Raw genomic sequence first — 14,792 nt, 5'->3', positions numbered from 1 at the left:
CTATAAAATATTTTTTCCAACTGCTTTTTCTACATTTTCTTGAATTCGATTTTTTCCAATATTTAAAACACCTAAATGATTGGGGATTAAAATAATAGCTGGAGTAATTTTTTCATCATAACGTTTAATTGTTTCTGGTATTAACGCTCCAAGTTGCTCAGTTAAATAGATAATTCCATAATTATCTTCTGCCAGCTTAGGAATAATTATTCTAACGGAAGCTGCATCTTCTGCATAAAAAACATCAAAACCAAGAATTTTAAACGGTAAGATTGAATCTTTGTCTCCAATTACTCCAATTTTATGCACCATAGTTCAACCGCATCCTTTCTCTCAAAGAATCTTGCGGGATTTGATTTTTTTTCCCAACTAAAATAAGTCTTAGGTTTCTTACCTCGGTTTGTTTTGCATAAAGATAGGCTAATATAGGCATAGGGCCAAAAACTTCAAATTTCGCCATTTGAAAAAACTTCATTAGCGAATTATCAGTCTCTAAGTCAATTTTAATTGGCGATATTTGTCTGGTTTCCGAATTAGTAGCTGCTTGAATAATAGTCTTATAAGGCAATTTCATTAATTTTTTTGACAAACTCCCTAAATCCTCAGAAGCTAGCTCAATCAAAGTTGCTTTAGAAACCTCACCAGAACTTGATAAGACAGCATGAAGAAAATTTCGTGTTTGTTTTTGATCAATCGCTCTACATAGAATTGAAAGGTTGTTAAAATCGATAAATAGATTTGCTAATTTAATAATTTTTGGTTCGTTTAATTCTAGAGATAACGCTTTAATATGTCTAAAATAAAAACGATCTAAAATGATATCTATCGCCTGTATATTATGATACTCTTCATAATAATCAAGCGCATCTTCCAAAGCTTCTATAATAATTGGGTGAAGTACTTCAGATTTCCCCGCCTCAACAACGTGACGTAAAGCTGAAAGCGGCTCTTTGCCAATATCTAGTAATAAATAATCAAAATTCTCCCCTACTAACTTAGCCTTCAATAAAATTTTCAAATTATGATAAGAGTATCGTAAAGAAAAAAACTCAATTAAACGTGGTTCTGGACTGATCTCAAATAATTCTTTAAATGTTCGTTGCATTTCATTGTCTATTAACAGTTCATAGTCTTTATTTTCTTTTATTTTTTCTACATCCTGTCGATATGAGCTATCTTTCAAAACATTGACGGCCTCTTCAAAACTGCTTGCCTGAAGCATCGTTTCGAACTGTTCATTTCTTAAAAGGCGTGTTTCATACACACGAATTAACGCATTCGTTCCAGCATAATCCGTAGCTTTCATAACTGACCTCCGTCCTTCTAATTAAATAGTTTAGTTGAAACCATAGGCATTAAATCTTCTTTTTTTGTCTTTATAATATCTTCAAAGCAAAAATTATAATCAATTCCAGCCATTCTTAAAATAAAACCTGATTTATTAGCAATTTTTTCCTGCGAAAGTACTATTAAAAAACTAGATTTTATTTCTAACTCGTGAAGAAATTCTTGTGAAATATAGCCACTGGATTTGTTGCCTAATATAACTTCAATTTTCTTTTCTGTACTAAACTGCTTAATTGCATGTTCTAGAAAGTCTTGAAACTCAGTAGAATTCCAATCCTTCATTTTTTTCAATGCCTGTTCAAATGTTTCTTCAATAATTTGTTGTTTTTCAGCTAGCAATCTATTTCGTAATTTTATTTTATATGAATTTAAATTCAAGTTATAATCCTTCAAAATAGTTGCATCAATTTTTGCTTTTTCACTATGAGACTGATCCATTAATTGCCGTTCTCCTGAAGATAACAACTCTTTAGCTTGAATTTTTGCTTTTGCAGTTTTTTCTTCAGATTCATTCTCTATTCGCTTTAACATTTTTTCTGTAAGTTTTGTTAAATCTGACATTTTTTTCACTCCTTTTATTCAAAACAGTTAATTAATTAAAAACTAGAATAAACGAAATAACAAAACCTAAAATTGCATATGTCTCTACCATTGCTGCGTATATAACACCCTTCATCACGTGTTCTGGTCTTTTGGCTAAAATTTGGATCGCTGCTGTTGCAACACGACCTTGATAAATCCCTGAAAATAATCCTGTAAACGCGACTGGTAATGCAGCGACAAAGAAATAAATCCCCTTAGTCAGACTTAAATCCGCATCAGCTTGAATAAAAATCATAAATGCAATAACGAAACCATACAGTCCCTGCGTTCCTGGTAGTAATTGAAGAATTAAAGACTTACCAAATTTTTCAGGTTGTTCCGTTAATAATGCTGCCGCTGCCTCCCCGGTCATACCAACTCCTTTAGCTGAGCCAATTCCTGCAAAAATCATTGCTACCGCCATCCCTAACCCTGCAAATCCAATTCCACCATTATTTTCCATAAAAAAAGTTAACCAATTATTCATATGATCCAATTCCTCCATATCTTTTTTTTAATCTATTCAATTAAGACAATAGATACTTTATTTTGATTTCATTTCACGTTTCTTTAAATAAATATATTTTTCATAGGTCTTTAAAGGCTGTAAAGCTCTTCCTCCACCTTGATAAAATTTACCAAAAAATTCAACATATTGTAACCGCGCACCATGCACATAGGCGCTTAAGAAACTTAAGAAAATATTAATAGAGTGTAGTAATGCAAATAGTAATATTCCAACGGTAAATTTGGCAATTGGTGGCAATAAGTCAATGATTAAATTGAAAGCCTGAGCAATACTTCCACCCGCTATTCCTAGTGCCATTAATCTTGTGTAGCTCACTAAATCACCTACATAGCCCGTAATTCCGTATAAGGAATATAAGCCGCTCCCGAATCCTACTAATTTATTTTTAGATCCTAAAGTGGAAAATAGTAGCAATCCAAAAACATTAATCCCAATTAAACTAGCCCCAATTAAGAATACTGCATAACTTGGAAACACTAATAGCTCTAGCGTAATCAAAGCAATCCCACATAAAATTCCAACCCATGAAAACGACTCTACATATCCATTTCTGATTTGCTTTTTTCTCCACAAAACTGTGCCGTTTACACATAGCCCAAAGATTAGTTGAATGAAGCCAAAAACGACAGAAGTAATTAAGATTGTATTCACATCTTTTTGCGGGTTTAACAGCTGAAACGGCAGTGTATAACCAAAAAATGAACCGTATACTGCTCCCCATAAAATTGTAGGAAAGGAAAGCAAATAGAAAAAGCGGATGTTCTTCGCGATCCCTCTATCTAAATTTAAAAAATGTTGTATTAGAAAGGTAACAATTAGTAATAATAAACCGTATCCTACATCCGCAACCATCATCCCGAAAAAGACCATATAAAAAGGCATCAAAAGAGGAGTCGGGTCTACATCATCATACTTAGGCATACTATACATCTCCGTCAAGGTTTCAAAAGGTTCTACAATTGCGTTATTAGTGAGTACAATTGGTACCTTGCTTACTTCAGCTGGGTTAATTTCTTCCGCAATTAAAGCATACGACTCTTCACCTATATCGAGAGATAATAATGTTTTAAATTCTTCTATTTTTGTTGACTCTAGCCACCCGCTCAAAATAAAAAGATGCTGCCCATTCATTACTAGTGATTTTCCTTTTTCTCTTTCTAAAAGGTTTACATAGTACTCTATTCCTAACTCTAAAAGCTCTGCTTGATTAACGTATTCACTAACTTTATTTTTTAATTTATTTTGTTTTTCTATAATCGCAGCAATATTAAGCTGACATTTTTCCAACTCAACTACTGGTTCATTAGGATAATCATAGATTAGGGATGAAAAGTGATGGCTTTGAGTAATTTTTTCCACTTTAGCGGAATCTAATTTATCAAAATAAAGAACAAGGCCCATGTCATCTCTAGTTTGATAAATTTCTTCTAAATATACATCCTTTTCTTCAGCAAGGTTCGTTTTTAATTTCATTCCATTATCCACTGAAACGGTACCAATTAAAATAATAAAATAATTCAATTCTTCGCGTATCTTTGGATTAAACGTTAGTTTCTTCCAACGAGTAAAGAAATCTAATTCATTGTTTTTATTTTTACGCAATTGATCTAGATGATGCAATTCTTTTTCAACTATTTTAAGTCCTTCACAGAGTTCTAGTAGTTCACTACTCTCAACCATTTGCTCTATTTCATTGAATTCATATTGTTTGCGACCTATTCTGTAATTAGAGAATCCTTTTGCTTTTAGCTTGAATTTCTGAATAAAAGCGTAGGATTCCTCTATCAACCGCAACGTACTTTCTATTTCCTTTTGATTGTTTACTGCCATATCCATATTATAATAGTGTAAAAAACTCTCTTTTTCTTGTAACTTTGTTATGTTAACTAACTCTAGATTCTGTAATTCTTGCGTAGATTTTATTAGTTGTTCTTTTTCAGAATGTTGTCCAATTAGGGTGATTTTTTTCATTTCAGCTATGGCCATACTGACTCACAACCTCCCTCACGATATCTTCAATGACCTCTTCTTGATTCAAGCTGACTTTATTTTTAATCATCTGGCTATTTGACTCGAGTTTTTCTAACATAATTTGTTGATTTTCCTCGAATTTTAATTGATAGTTTCGTTCTTTTTCTTTTTTATAATCCTCTATATCTTTAGCTAATATTCTTTTTTTTTCCTCAAGTATTTTATTGGTTTTGGACAGCAACTCTTCATTGAATTTTTTTGACTCTCTTTCTATCTTCTCCGCCTTTTTTTCTTGACTTATCACAAACTCAATAGAACTTTTACTCATTTTTTTCACCTCTACTCTATTTTTTAACTACAAAAAGGCGCAAGATTCCAATATATTCTTCTCACCCCTGAAGAAATTACCTTGAAAGCTTGCGCCCAACCGATTTTATCTATGTTAAATTTAAGTTATCTTAAATTTAACATACCACTTTTTTTTTGTCAATTTTGGCATAGAAATCTTAAAATATTGTTGAAAAAATTACATTATATTTCCATTTAAACTAGTATATATATAAAGTGATACTTTATGTCTCATGTATTTTTTTAATTGTGATACTAAATTACGTTCTTATGAATCTGATTAATATAGAATCCATAGTAGTCATATATCTTCCATCCTAATTATATTTTTGATGGAACTTTTTTCATCTAGCATAAATTTATTATCTACAGTATTTAAAAACAATAAAGCAATACCAATAACATCCTCCACCGTGATTTTTTTATGATCTTCCTCACTACTATAGCCAATGTCTTTTAATAGCAAAGCTATGAGTGCATTGTTAAAAATAAAACTAATTGTTTTATAATATTGGTCTTCACTTTGCTCTTTATCATGAAATTCTCTTAGCTTGTTTGATAAAATCAAATCAACATATTCTTGTCTACATCTAAAAAAATTATCTAGTTCCTTATTACCAATTTCTTTAATAGAAGCAACAATTAAATAACGATTTTTTTGAAATAATCTTTGAATAAAATATCCAGTTTGTCTTAGTAAGTCTTGTTGATTTTCAAAATCAGACAAAAAGAACAACGTTGCTTCTTCCTTAATTCGATTGGTATGTTGCTCAAATGCTATAGCTAACAAGGCATTCTTTGACTTGAAATTTTTAAATATTGTTGTCTCGTTCACTAATGCTTCTTCAGCAATTAATTTTGTTGTTGCACTTTTGTACCCTCCTTGAGAAACAAGATATATTGCAGCATTAATTATACGTTCCTGCGTTTTAGAAACTTCCTTGTTTATAACAAAATCCCTCCTAATTAAATTTTATAGCCTCTTTACTCTTTATTTGAAATAAATAAAAAAAGCGCACACTTCTAAGTTATTCTTCTCACCCCTGAAGAAACCACCTTGAAAGCTTGCGCCCAACCGATTTAAATTATAATATATTGTGATAAATTTATCACAATATATTTTTTTTGTCAAATTTAAACATAACACTCTTTTAAAACGGATTTGACTTGTAAAGTCAACGGATAAATTGCGCGTTTTTAAAGCATAATTTATCTATTTTTATTATTATAAAAGAAAAAATGGATAACTTCTAAACAAGTATGAATTAAAAAAAATTAAAAACACACGGAACATACATTTAAAAAGACTAAATTTTTATAACCTTAAAATTCACTTTTTATCATAGAAAATTATTTATTTCAAATAAGTTAAAAATGTCTTAGAAGGAATAAAAATTATTTCTTAGAGCAAATTTATTGAACCTATCCTTGCATTTAATTTCGCATTTGTTGTTTGAAGTCCGACTATTTTATAGGAATAAAATCTTTTCTCTAAAATATCCAAAGTAGCTGTTAGAGCTTCTATGCCAGATTCATCCCATATATGAACGTTTGATAAGTCTATTATAATCTTTTCTTGCGGATCTTGTTTTTCAAAATACTCTGTTAGAGAATTGGCTGACGCAAAAAATAATTGACCACTAATATAAATCGTTTCATTTGCTTTGTTAAATTTCAATTTTGATATTTTCGCGATGAAAACAAAAATACTTAACAACACACCTACTAAAATACCAATTGCTAAATTATGAGTATAGACAACTATTGCAATGGTAATTAACATGATTAAGGTTTCTGTTAATGGAGCTTTTTTTAAGTTTCTTGCGCTTTCCCAATCAAATGTTTCAAATGCTACTGTAATCATAATTCCAATTAGAGCAGCTGTTGGTATTTGAATCATTACTTCTTTTAGCGCAACAATTAAGAAAAGTAAAGCTAATCCTGCCGTAAGAGTGGAGAGTCTTTTTCTACCGCCAGATTTGACATTGATGACCGCTTGACCAATCATAGCACAGCCAGCTGGTCCTCCAAAAAAACCAGTAACAACATTGGCTAAACCTTGAGCTTTAACTTCTCGTTTATTATCACCCTTTGACTCAGTCATATCGTTAATTAATGGTAAAGTTAACAAAGATTCAATCAATCCGACCATCGATAACGCCAAAGCTGTTGGGAAAATAATGACTACTGTTTCGAATGTGAAGGGAACCATTGGCAAACTTGGGAAAGGTAACTTTCCTGACATATCTCCTAAATCACCTACAGTTTGAAGTCCAAATTGTGGAAATAAGGAAAGCAGGGTCATCACAATAATCACTATTAAGGCTGGGGGAATTGCTTTAGATAATTTAGGGATGATATACATCAGCACAATGGTCACTCCAACCATTGCGTAAGTAAAGATATTCTTACTTCCTAATTGTTGAACTTGAGCAAGAAAAATTAAAATGGCTAATGCATTCACAAAGCCTAGCATAACTGGTTTTGAAATAAACTTCATTAATTTATGAATTCCTAAGTAACCAAGAGATAACTGAAGGATTCCTGTTAAAATAGTTGCAGCAACCATATATTCAATCCCGTGAGTTTTTATTAAGGTAACCATAACTAGAGCCATTGACCCCGCTGCGGCCGAAACCATAGCAGGACGTCCACCAGTAATCGAAGTGACAATGGCTGTAGTAACTGACGCAAATAAGGCAGTAATAGGATTAACTCCTGCGATAATTGCAAATCCGATAACTTCTGGAATAAGTGCAATTGAGGTAACTAAACCTCCTAAAACATCATTTTTTATATTTCCAAACCATTCCTCTTTTTTTAAACTAATTAACATAAATAAATAAAACTCCTTTCTGTTTATTTAACAATCAACACAGGAATAGGCACATATTTCATTACTTTGTGGCTTACGCTTCCCATAACAAATTCTTGAAGAAGATTTAATCCTCTGCTTCCCATAATAAGCAAATCATAGTTATTTTTTTTAACATGTTTAATAATCTCTGAAGCTGGGTCTCCAATGAGAATTGAAACTTCAAAAGTATCTACTAACCCGGCTAATTGTTGTTTCACTTCATCTATTCGTACATTTTTTCTTTCCTCATAGTTTTTTGATAGATCAAGTGCTTGGTCCTTAGCTTTAGCGATGTCAAGAACTTCTAAAATTGTTAAACTGACACCTGGAAAACCTTGCATCAATTTTTTAGCTTCATTGACAGCATTTACTGCATGGGTGGACCCATCAAACGCAAGTACGATTTTTTTCATTCTTCTTTCCCCATTTCCTTTTAGTAATGAATGACTCAGTTAATAGTAGCATAGTGTAGTCAATTTTCCAACAAAAATTCACCACTGAGTTAAAAATACGACGAATATATACATACATGAGTAAATAAAATAGTTATTACCTTATATTTCAACCTACATATTGCATTCCTACAAATTAATAGATACTATTAAAGAGTAGAGAAAAGAAAGGTAGGTAATAAGTATGGTAACTAATGTTGGTGAAAAAATACAAGAACTTAGAAAAATAAATAATATGACTGCAAAAGAATTAGCACAAAGAACTGAGGTATCCCCTTCTTTTATTTCAGCAATTGAAAATAATTCAACTAAATTGTCATTAGCAACTTTAAAACACATATGCGATATTCTAGGAGTTTCTTTATCTGAATTTTTTTCAACAGATCTTACTCCTGTTGAAAAAAAACTAATTACAACTGTGAAGAAAATGCCTACTCAAAAAAAAACTGAGCTGTTAACATTTTTAGAAGATATTTTCTAAATTAAAAAAAAAGAGTGTACAGAAATTAATTAATTTGAAGTGAGCTCCCTAAGTTAGACCAAAAAATCTAACTTAGGGGGCTTTTTATAGTGGCTAAAAACGAACTTGGAATAAAGGTGAATCAGAAGAAAATTCGCCGAATCATGCGTAAGTTTGGACTGAAGGGCTAAAAATTTACGCGTAAATCACGTAAGTACAACTCCTACAAAGGAACTGTTGGACGAGCGGCAAAGAATCGAATTCACCGACGTTTCACCACTTCGGTTCCACACCATAAGATTACGACGGATACTTCGGAGTTTAAGTATTACGAACAAGGTACAGACGGAAAACCTGTCATCAAGAAGCTTTTTTTAGACCCGTTCCTGGATTTGTTTAACGGAGAGATTCTGTCCTATCGAATATCAGAAAACCAAAGGTAAAGGCCGTTCTTGACGCTCAGAAAGAAGCCATAGTATACACAGTGGACTGCCCTTATCGTCGGACTTTCCATTCTGATCAAGGTTGGACTTACCAGATGAAGAGCTATCGAAAGCCATTAGCAGATAAAAAGATATTCCAGAGCATGTCACGAAAAAGAAATTGTCTCGACAACTCTCCGATGGAGAACTTCTTTGGACTATTAAAGCAAGAAATGTATCATGGTGTGATTTATACAAGCTTTGAAGGGTTGAAGCGGGCAATTAATGAGTAGATTAATTACTATAATCACCATCGAATCAAAACGAAACTTGGCTGCAGTCCTGTTCAATATCGCGAACGGATGACCGCATAAAAACCCGACCAAATTTCTTCGGTCGGGTTTTGGTCTAACTATTGGGTCTCACTTCAATTTCTGTACACTCTTTTTTTGAGTTCATTTAGAGATTCCTTTGCAATTAATCCTGCATTTGCGGTAAATTTCTTGAAATACTGAATCTTAATCATTGTGATTTTCCATTTCCACTATGACTTGATAGTTTTTATTACCTCCGGATAAATTATAAACCTCTTTAAAACCTTTATTTATCAGAATATTTTGAGCTGCATTCCCACTTACTCCTTTGTTACAATACGTGATGGTTACTAAATCTTTATCTAATTCTGACTGCCTTTTACGTAATTCTGTTAATGGAATATGAATGGCTCCCTCTACACTAGATTTTTCATATTGCTTCTTAGATCGTGTATCTATAATTTGAAGTTTTTCCTCATTTACTTGTCTTTTCATTAATTCATTTGGAGTCATTAATGGTGTTCCTTTTTTTACAGCATTATCCAGTGCCATTCCTGTATATAGAATTGGGTCTTTTGTTGTCGCAAATGGTGGTGCATAAGCAAGGTCTAGATGGAATAAATCTTCAGCTACTGCTCCAAAAGAAATAGCTGTCGCTAGAACGTCAATACGTTTGTCAACGCCCTGTCTCCCTATGATTTGCGCACCTAGAATTTTTCCGGTACTTTTATCTGCTAACGCTTTTATTGTTAATTCTTTCCCACCAAGATAATCTGCATGATCCGGTTTAATGTTATAAAGAATTGCTACATCAATACCTTCAGCTAGAGCTTCTTTTTCACTTAATCCAGTATAACCAATGGTTAAATCAAAAGCTCGAACAATACCAGTACCTAATATACCCCGATGTTCTAAGGTTCCGCCTGTAATCACATCGCCAGCAATTCTTCCCATCTTATTCGCGGTTGATCCTAGTGGGCGATAGATAGGTTTCTTGGTGATTACTGAAAAACTTTCAGCAACATCACCTACAGCGTAAATATGTGGTACGGAAGTTTCCATTTTTTTAGTTACAGCAATCGCTCCAGATGTACCTAACTTAATTTTTGTAGCTTGCGTTAAGGACGTATTTGGTTCAACTCCAGCTGCCAGTATAACTAAATCAGATTTGATTGTTTTTCCTTGATTCGTCACCAATTCAGTAATAAACTCTTCCTTACCAATAACTTTGGTAATAGTTGTATTTAAGAGAACATCCACATTATTTGTTTCGAGTTCTTTTTGTGCTCGAAATGCCATATCTGAGTCCATCTGTTTCATAATTTGTTGACCACGTTGGATAAGTGTAACTTCAATTCCTTTATGAGCTAATTGTTCAGCCATCTCTAACCCAATAAATCCAGCTCCAATAATTGTTGCCGTATTAATTTTTCCATTTTGTATAAACTCATGAATCGAGCGTGCATCCTGAATATTTCGTACATGAAAAATATTTTGTTTTGATTGTTGGTTTAAAAACACCTCTGGAACAATCGGTTTTGCTCCTGTAGCTAGCACCAATTCATCGTAACTATCAATAAAGATCTCGCCAGTTTGAAGATTTTGTATTTCAAGTGTTTGTTTTTCAGTATTTATTGCCGTCACTCGATGTTCTGTAAAAATGTCTACATTATAACGCTTTTTAAACCATGCAGCATTGCGTGGTGTTAATTTATCTAAATCCTCAACTTCTTCTCCGATATAATAAGGAATACCGCAAATAGAGTACGAAATATCCTTATCTTGATCATAAACACAAATTTCTGCATCCTCTGTATTTCTTCTTGCTTTTGCTGCCACACTTGTTCCTGCCGCTACCGAACCAATAATCACTATTTTCATTCTTTTGCCTCATTTCTATTATTTTTGTTAGTTTTATAATATTTTTGTTTGAATTTCAAGGCTACATTTACGAGCGCAATCAAGACAGGTACTTCAACTAACGGTCCAATAACTGCAGCAAATGCTTCTCCAGAATTGATACCAAATACTCCAACTGCTACAGCAATAGCTAACTCAAAATTATTACTTGCTGCTGTAAAGGATAGTGAAGCAGCGATTGGATACGTTGTTCCCATCTTTTTAGAAATAAAGAACGAAACAAAAAACATTAGAACAAAGTAAATTAACAAAGGAATCGCTATTCGAATAACATCCATTGGTAATTCAATCACTTTTTCGCCTTTAACAGAAAACATCACAATAATTGTAAATAGCAAAGCAATCAGTGTAATTGGGCTGATTTTAGGAATGAATTTTTCTTCATACCATGTAATGCCTTTTCTTTTAACTAAAATTTTCCTAGTTAGAAAACCTGCAATAAAGGGAATGCCTAGATAAATGAAGACACTTGTAGCAATTTCTCCCATGCCAATCGAAATAGAATGAGTTTCTAATCCTAACCAACCTGGAATAACAGTTACAAATATATAAGCAAAAACAGAATAAAAGACAATCTGGAAAATAGAGTTGAATGCAACTAAACCAGCTGTGTATTCATTATCGGCTTGAGCTAAATTACTCCATACAATAACCATTGCAATACACCTAGCTAAGCCAATCATAATCAATCCTACCATGTATTCAGGGTAATCATGTAAAAACAAAACAGCTAAAACAAACATTAAAATTGGTCCAATAATCCAATTTTGAAATAATGATAGCAAAAGTACTTTCCAATCTTTAAATACGCGCCACATTTCTTCATATTTAACTTTAGCTAATGGTGGATACATCATTAGTATCAACCCGATTGCAATTGGAATAGATGTTGTTCCAATTTCTAATTTGTTTATTCCAGTTGCAATATCAGGTACAAAATAACCTAGCCCTACACCAATTCCCATTGCAAGGAAAATCCAAAGAGTTAAATACCGATCTAATAATGACAATTTTTTCGTTACACTTTCCATAATTAACATCTCCATAATTAAGATTTATTATTAATATGAAAACTTCTTACTGTTCGACTCTAAGTAGGAAGTTCAACATTATTTTAAATAAGTAGAGTTACTACTATTTACTAGTTAATCATTGTTACAAGAACATTCTCCGTTCTCAATTGAATGACAGATACAATTCTCATTATTTTTGACAAGACTTTGAATGACATCAGAAATAAATGTCATGTTCTCCTCATTTAGGGAGTAGTTATGCCAAATCCCCGATTTTCTCGTTTGTACAATCTCTGCACTTATTAATACTTTCATATGATGCGATAGTGTTGGCTGTGTAAAATTAAAATGTTCTAACAAATCACAGGCGCACAATTCACCGCAAGACAACAAATCAACAATTTGAACTCTATTGGAATCACCTAAGGCTTTGAATATTTTTGCTATTAATTTATAATCCATTATTATTCCACCTTTCATACATAGACAAACATCTATTTATAATATAGACATTTGTCTATGTATTGTCAACTAAAAAATTAATTTCTAAAATATAATTAACAAACTCCCTTTTACTATTCTTTTGTCTGAGTTTGATAATGGATTGCTTCATTTTCTTGCGAGTCAATTTGATAGGCTTCAGCGGAATTTTTGTTAATAGACTAACTTACTAACATTTCATACTTATTCGGTGTTACATCTAAAACTCCATAAGAGTAAGTCAGTTTTACAATAGCTTTACTCCTATCTTCCGAAATCTCATAGATTTTTCTATCAATGAATATTGACTGAGTCGGTGTATCTGAGTTATATTGATTAGTATTTACCAGAGGCAAACAGTCTCATTGCTGCCATAACTGAACGTGACTTCTAAATAATCAGTGATAAATTGATTTAATTCTTCCTTATAATGAGTTTCACTGCATAAAAAAACAGAGTAGAAAAAATCTACTCTGTAGAAAGTCTAACTTTTTTGGGTCACTACATAGTCAAATTTGATTTGTTTATCTTTATTACGTTTTTTCTGTGTATCTGTATAAACACAGCATCCCTACTCTTTCGGAATTTTAACTTCGTTTGCAATCTTTTTCATTTTTTCTAGCAGATCATTGGTTGTTATTTTGAATATAGTTAGTTTCCCTTTTTCTTTAAATTCAGCATTTCCACTAATCTTTGTAGTTCCTGATTCATTATTATTATCAGTATAATTAATTGTAGCAGTAAAGGTATACCTAAGTTCATCCTCCTTATTTTGGGTAACGTAAACATCTTTAACTTTTGTTATAAATTCAGCATCTTGTGTTGTTGTAACATAATACATAGCCGTTTCATTTATAAATTTCCCATATCCTTCATCTGTAAATTGAGAATGAAACATATTTTCTAAATTAGTACTATTTTCCACTTTATATTTGTTTAGTCATTAGATAATCTGTTTGTTTATCTTGTCCTAACATGAATGAGTGTTCGCCTGTAATGCAAAAACCTAAATTTTTATAAAAATGTAAAGCAGGCTCATTCTTTTCCCATACTCCTAACCAAATTGTCTCTACACCAGTATCTTTCCCATATTGACTAGCAAAATGTATTAATTTTTTGCCTAAACCTTTTCTTTTATGTGCTGGAAGAATATATATTCTTTCAATTTCTAATGAGTTAGAAAATGTATTTTCAGTTTGTGCTTCTTTACTATTGAGTTTCATATAACCAGCTAAATCATCATCTGAAAATATAAAATAGAATATTGAATTAGGGTTTAATAACTCTATGCGTAATTTATTTTTGTTATAGGCAGTATCTATATAATTTATTAAATCTTGTTCTGTATTGTACTTTTCAAAAGTGTCTTTAAATGTACGAATACTAATTTTGCGAATACAATCCAAATCTTTTAATTCACATTTTTTGATTTCAACCTTCATTACTATCATTTCCTTTCAAATAGTTTCTTTTGTGCCCTTTTTTTACAATTTTCCAATCACTATCAATATTAGTACTAATTTTTTTTAACATGCTTGAAAACTGCAGGGCTTCTTCTTCTGTAAATCCTTGTAATGCTACAGTGTTAGAGTAGTCGTTTTCTTTTTGAATGATAGGCACTACCTCTATTCCTTTTGAGGTGACGTATAGTCTGCGAATTTTTTTATTAGCAGGATCAGTCATTTTTTTAATCAAGCCATTCTCTACAAGCTTATTAATAGACCTTGCAGCTGTAGTTCTATCAACTTTGACTAACTCTGCTAACTTATCTGGAATGATGCCAGGATTTTCATAAATACGAACAATGTATAGATATTGTCCTTTTGATAGTTTATAATTTTTAAATTCAACATTAGCAATAGAATCAAGAGCTCTTGCTATTGTTCCAATATCTCTCAGTATCTCGACCATAGTAACACCTCCTAAGGGTACATTAACATTTTATTGTCGCATTTGCAACAATTTGAATTAACGTTTATAACATAATAAGGAACAAGTTTGCTTATCAAGGCAACTATCTGTTTTGTTAAAGATGGAATAGATAGTTTAGCGATTTTTCTGAGCATTTAGGAAATTGATTCTCCAGCTAATTTTATA

The 14,792-nt window shown here is 32.0% G+C and carries 16 protein-coding genes, 2 pseudogenes and 2 other annotated features; of the genes and pseudogenes, 2 read left to right on the top strand and 16 right to left on the bottom strand.

What is annotated here, in order from left to right; all coding sequences use genetic code 11:
• From MHI00_RS08515 to MHI00_RS08470, 10 genes and pseudogenes are all read right to left on the bottom strand, one after another.
• On the bottom strand, positions 1–312 hold the full coding sequence (locus tag MHI00_RS08515; RefSeq protein ID WP_015076329.1) for a V-type ATP synthase subunit F: 312 nt from the start codon (positions 310–312) through the stop codon (positions 1–3).
• Positions 302–1,306: a V-type ATPase subunit gene (locus MHI00_RS08510; protein WP_341112741.1), complete on the bottom strand. Its 1,005-nt coding sequence runs from the start codon at positions 1,304–1,306 to the stop codon at positions 302–304. Before MHI00_RS08510 ends, MHI00_RS08515 begins: the two co-directional genes overlap by 11 nt.
• A 17-nt stretch (positions 1,307–1,323) precedes the next feature.
• On the bottom strand, positions 1,324–1,908 hold the full coding sequence (locus MHI00_RS08505; protein ID WP_015076331.1) for a V-type ATP synthase subunit E: 585 nt from the start codon (positions 1,906–1,908) through the stop codon (positions 1,324–1,326).
• A gap of 31 nt (positions 1,909–1,939) precedes the next feature.
• Positions 1,940–2,416, bottom strand: a complete 477-nt coding sequence (locus MHI00_RS08500; RefSeq protein WP_015076332.1) for a V-type ATP synthase subunit K — start codon at positions 2,414–2,416, stop codon at positions 1,940–1,942.
• A gap of 57 nt (positions 2,417–2,473) precedes the next feature.
• Positions 2,474–4,444 carry a V-type ATP synthase subunit I gene (locus MHI00_RS08495; RefSeq protein WP_341112733.1) on the bottom strand — a complete coding sequence of 657 codons (1,971 nt, stop codon included), beginning with the start codon at positions 4,442–4,444 and terminating at the stop codon, positions 2,474–2,476.
• Positions 4,431–4,757 (bottom strand): hypothetical protein, encoded by a 327-nt coding sequence (locus MHI00_RS08490; protein WP_016356435.1) that lies wholly within the window; start codon positions 4,755–4,757, stop codon positions 4,431–4,433. Before MHI00_RS08490 ends, MHI00_RS08495 begins: the two co-directional genes overlap by 14 nt.
• Before the next feature lie 55 nt (positions 4,758–4,812).
• Positions 4,813–4,858 (bottom strand) — a sequence feature (sodium ion sensor (DUF1646 type); this cis-regulatory element may regulate processes involved in with the transportation of sodium ions).
• Positions 4,859–5,078: 220 nt separating this feature from the next.
• Positions 5,079–5,690 carry a TetR/AcrR family transcriptional regulator gene (locus MHI00_RS08485; RefSeq protein WP_257613353.1) on the bottom strand — a complete coding sequence of 204 codons (612 nt, stop codon included), beginning with the start codon at positions 5,688–5,690 and terminating at the stop codon, positions 5,079–5,081.
• A 118-nt stretch (positions 5,691–5,808) separates the two neighbouring features.
• Positions 5,809–5,854: a sequence feature (sodium ion sensor (DUF1646 type); this cis-regulatory element may regulate processes involved in with the transportation of sodium ions), on the bottom strand.
• 325 nt (positions 5,855–6,179) lie between these two features.
• Positions 6,180–6,497, bottom strand: coding sequence for an STAS domain-containing protein (locus MHI00_RS08480; protein WP_307781482.1), 318 nt, complete (start codon positions 6,495–6,497; stop codon positions 6,180–6,182).
• Positions 6,486–7,613: pseudogene (locus tag MHI00_RS08475) on the bottom strand (SulP family inorganic anion transporter); the annotation flags it as partial. The gene MHI00_RS08480 and the pseudogene MHI00_RS08475, both read right to left, overlap by 12 nt.
• Before the next feature lie 23 nt (positions 7,614–7,636).
• On the bottom strand, positions 7,637–8,047 hold the full coding sequence (locus MHI00_RS08470; RefSeq protein ID WP_341112730.1) for a universal stress protein: 411 nt from the start codon (positions 8,045–8,047) through the stop codon (positions 7,637–7,639).
• Positions 8,048–8,270: 223 nt separating this feature from the next.
• Between MHI00_RS08470 and MHI00_RS08465 the strand changes: the two genes are divergently transcribed.
• Together MHI00_RS08465 and MHI00_RS08460 are read left to right on the top strand one after the other, a co-directional pair.
• Positions 8,271–8,567 carry a helix-turn-helix domain-containing protein gene (locus MHI00_RS08465; RefSeq protein ID WP_015076339.1) on the top strand — a complete coding sequence of 99 codons (297 nt, stop codon included), beginning with the start codon at positions 8,271–8,273 and terminating at the stop codon, positions 8,565–8,567.
• Between the two features lie 98 nt (positions 8,568–8,665).
• Positions 8,666–9,342, top strand: a pseudogene (locus tag MHI00_RS08460) (IS3 family transposase); the annotation flags it as partial.
• A 144-nt stretch (positions 9,343–9,486) separates the two neighbouring features.
• On the opposite strand, the gene MHI00_RS08455 reads toward MHI00_RS08460, so the two are convergent.
• The 6 genes from MHI00_RS08455 to MHI00_RS08430 all read right to left on the bottom strand — a co-directional run bounded on the left by MHI00_RS08455 (position 9,487) and on the right by MHI00_RS08430 (position 14,606).
• Positions 9,487–11,163 carry an FAD-dependent oxidoreductase gene (locus MHI00_RS08455; protein ID WP_341112725.1) on the bottom strand — a complete coding sequence of 559 codons (1,677 nt, stop codon included), beginning with the start codon at positions 11,161–11,163 and terminating at the stop codon, positions 9,487–9,489.
• Positions 11,160–12,242: an ACR3 family arsenite efflux transporter gene (gene arsB, locus MHI00_RS08450; protein WP_229251984.1), complete on the bottom strand. Its 1,083-nt coding sequence runs from the start codon at positions 12,240–12,242 to the stop codon at positions 11,160–11,162. Before arsB ends, MHI00_RS08455 begins: the two co-directional genes overlap by 4 nt.
• 105 nt (positions 12,243–12,347) lie before the next feature.
• The gene (locus MHI00_RS08445; RefSeq protein WP_187957902.1) at positions 12,348–12,677 is read right to left on the bottom strand and encodes an ArsR/SmtB family transcription factor; all 330 of its coding nucleotides are present in this window, start codon (positions 12,675–12,677) and stop codon (positions 12,348–12,350) included.
• Between the two features lie 589 nt (positions 12,678–13,266).
• Positions 13,267–13,620: a hypothetical protein gene (locus MHI00_RS08440; RefSeq protein ID WP_341112720.1), complete on the bottom strand. Its 354-nt coding sequence runs from the start codon at positions 13,618–13,620 to the stop codon at positions 13,267–13,269.
• A gap of 1 nt (position 13,621) precedes the next feature.
• Positions 13,622–14,137 carry a GNAT family N-acetyltransferase gene (locus tag MHI00_RS08435; RefSeq protein WP_010052820.1) on the bottom strand — a complete coding sequence of 172 codons (516 nt, stop codon included), beginning with the start codon at positions 14,135–14,137 and terminating at the stop codon, positions 13,622–13,624.
• Positions 14,127–14,606, bottom strand: a complete 480-nt coding sequence (locus MHI00_RS08430) for a MarR family winged helix-turn-helix transcriptional regulator (protein WP_015076345.1) — start codon at positions 14,604–14,606, stop codon at positions 14,127–14,129. The genes MHI00_RS08435 and MHI00_RS08430 overlap by 11 nt, the downstream gene beginning before the upstream one ends.
• Positions 14,607–14,792 lie beyond the last annotated feature (186 nt).

Origin of the sequence: Carnobacterium sp. FSL E2-0243 (assembly GCF_038003605.1) — a bacterium.
Classification (GTDB): domain Bacteria; phylum Bacillota; class Bacilli; order Lactobacillales; family Carnobacteriaceae; genus Carnobacterium; species Carnobacterium maltaromaticum.
Note: the sequence above shows the minus strand (reverse complement) of the source record. Positions and strands in the feature narration are given on the sequence as shown.

Bases quoted from the DNA above. Each gene is read 5' to 3' on its own strand.
- MHI00_RS08510 (WP_341112741.1), bottom strand. From the start codon at position 1,306: ATGAAAGCTACGGATTATGCTGGAACGAATGCGTTAATTCGTGTGTAT.
- MHI00_RS08470 (WP_341112730.1), bottom strand. From the start codon at position 8,047: ATGAAAAAAATCGTACTTGCGTTTGATGGGTCCACCCATGCAGTAAAT.
- arsB (WP_229251984.1), bottom strand. From the start codon at position 12,242: ATGTTAATTATGGAAAGTGTAACGAAAAAATTGTCATTATTAGATCGG.
- MHI00_RS08495 (WP_341112733.1), bottom strand. From the start codon at position 4,444: ATGGCCATAGCTGAAATGAAAAAAATCACCCTAATTGGACAACATTCT.
- MHI00_RS08435 (WP_010052820.1), bottom strand. From the start codon at position 14,137: ATGAAGGTTGAAATCAAAAAATGTGAATTAAAAGATTTGGATTGTATT.
- MHI00_RS08455 (WP_341112725.1), bottom strand. From the start codon at position 11,163: ATGAAAATAGTGATTATTGGTTCGGTAGCGGCAGGAACAAGTGTGGCA.
- MHI00_RS08515 (WP_015076329.1), bottom strand. From the start codon at position 312: ATGGTGCATAAAATTGGAGTAATTGGAGACAAAGATTCAATCTTACCG.
- MHI00_RS08490 (WP_016356435.1), bottom strand. From the start codon at position 4,757: ATGAGTAAAAGTTCTATTGAGTTTGTGATAAGTCAAGAAAAAAAGGCG.
- MHI00_RS08430 (WP_015076345.1), bottom strand. From the start codon at position 14,606: ATGGTCGAGATACTGAGAGATATTGGAACAATAGCAAGAGCTCTTGAT.
- MHI00_RS08465 (WP_015076339.1), top strand. From the start codon at position 8,271: ATGGTAACTAATGTTGGTGAAAAAATACAAGAACTTAGAAAAATAAAT.
- MHI00_RS08500 (WP_015076332.1), bottom strand. From the start codon at position 2,416: ATGAATAATTGGTTAACTTTTTTTATGGAAAATAATGGTGGAATTGGA.
- MHI00_RS08505 (WP_015076331.1), bottom strand. From the start codon at position 1,908: ATGTCAGATTTAACAAAACTTACAGAAAAAATGTTAAAGCGAATAGAG.
- MHI00_RS08445 (WP_187957902.1), bottom strand. From the start codon at position 12,677: ATGGATTATAAATTAATAGCAAAAATATTCAAAGCCTTAGGTGATTCC.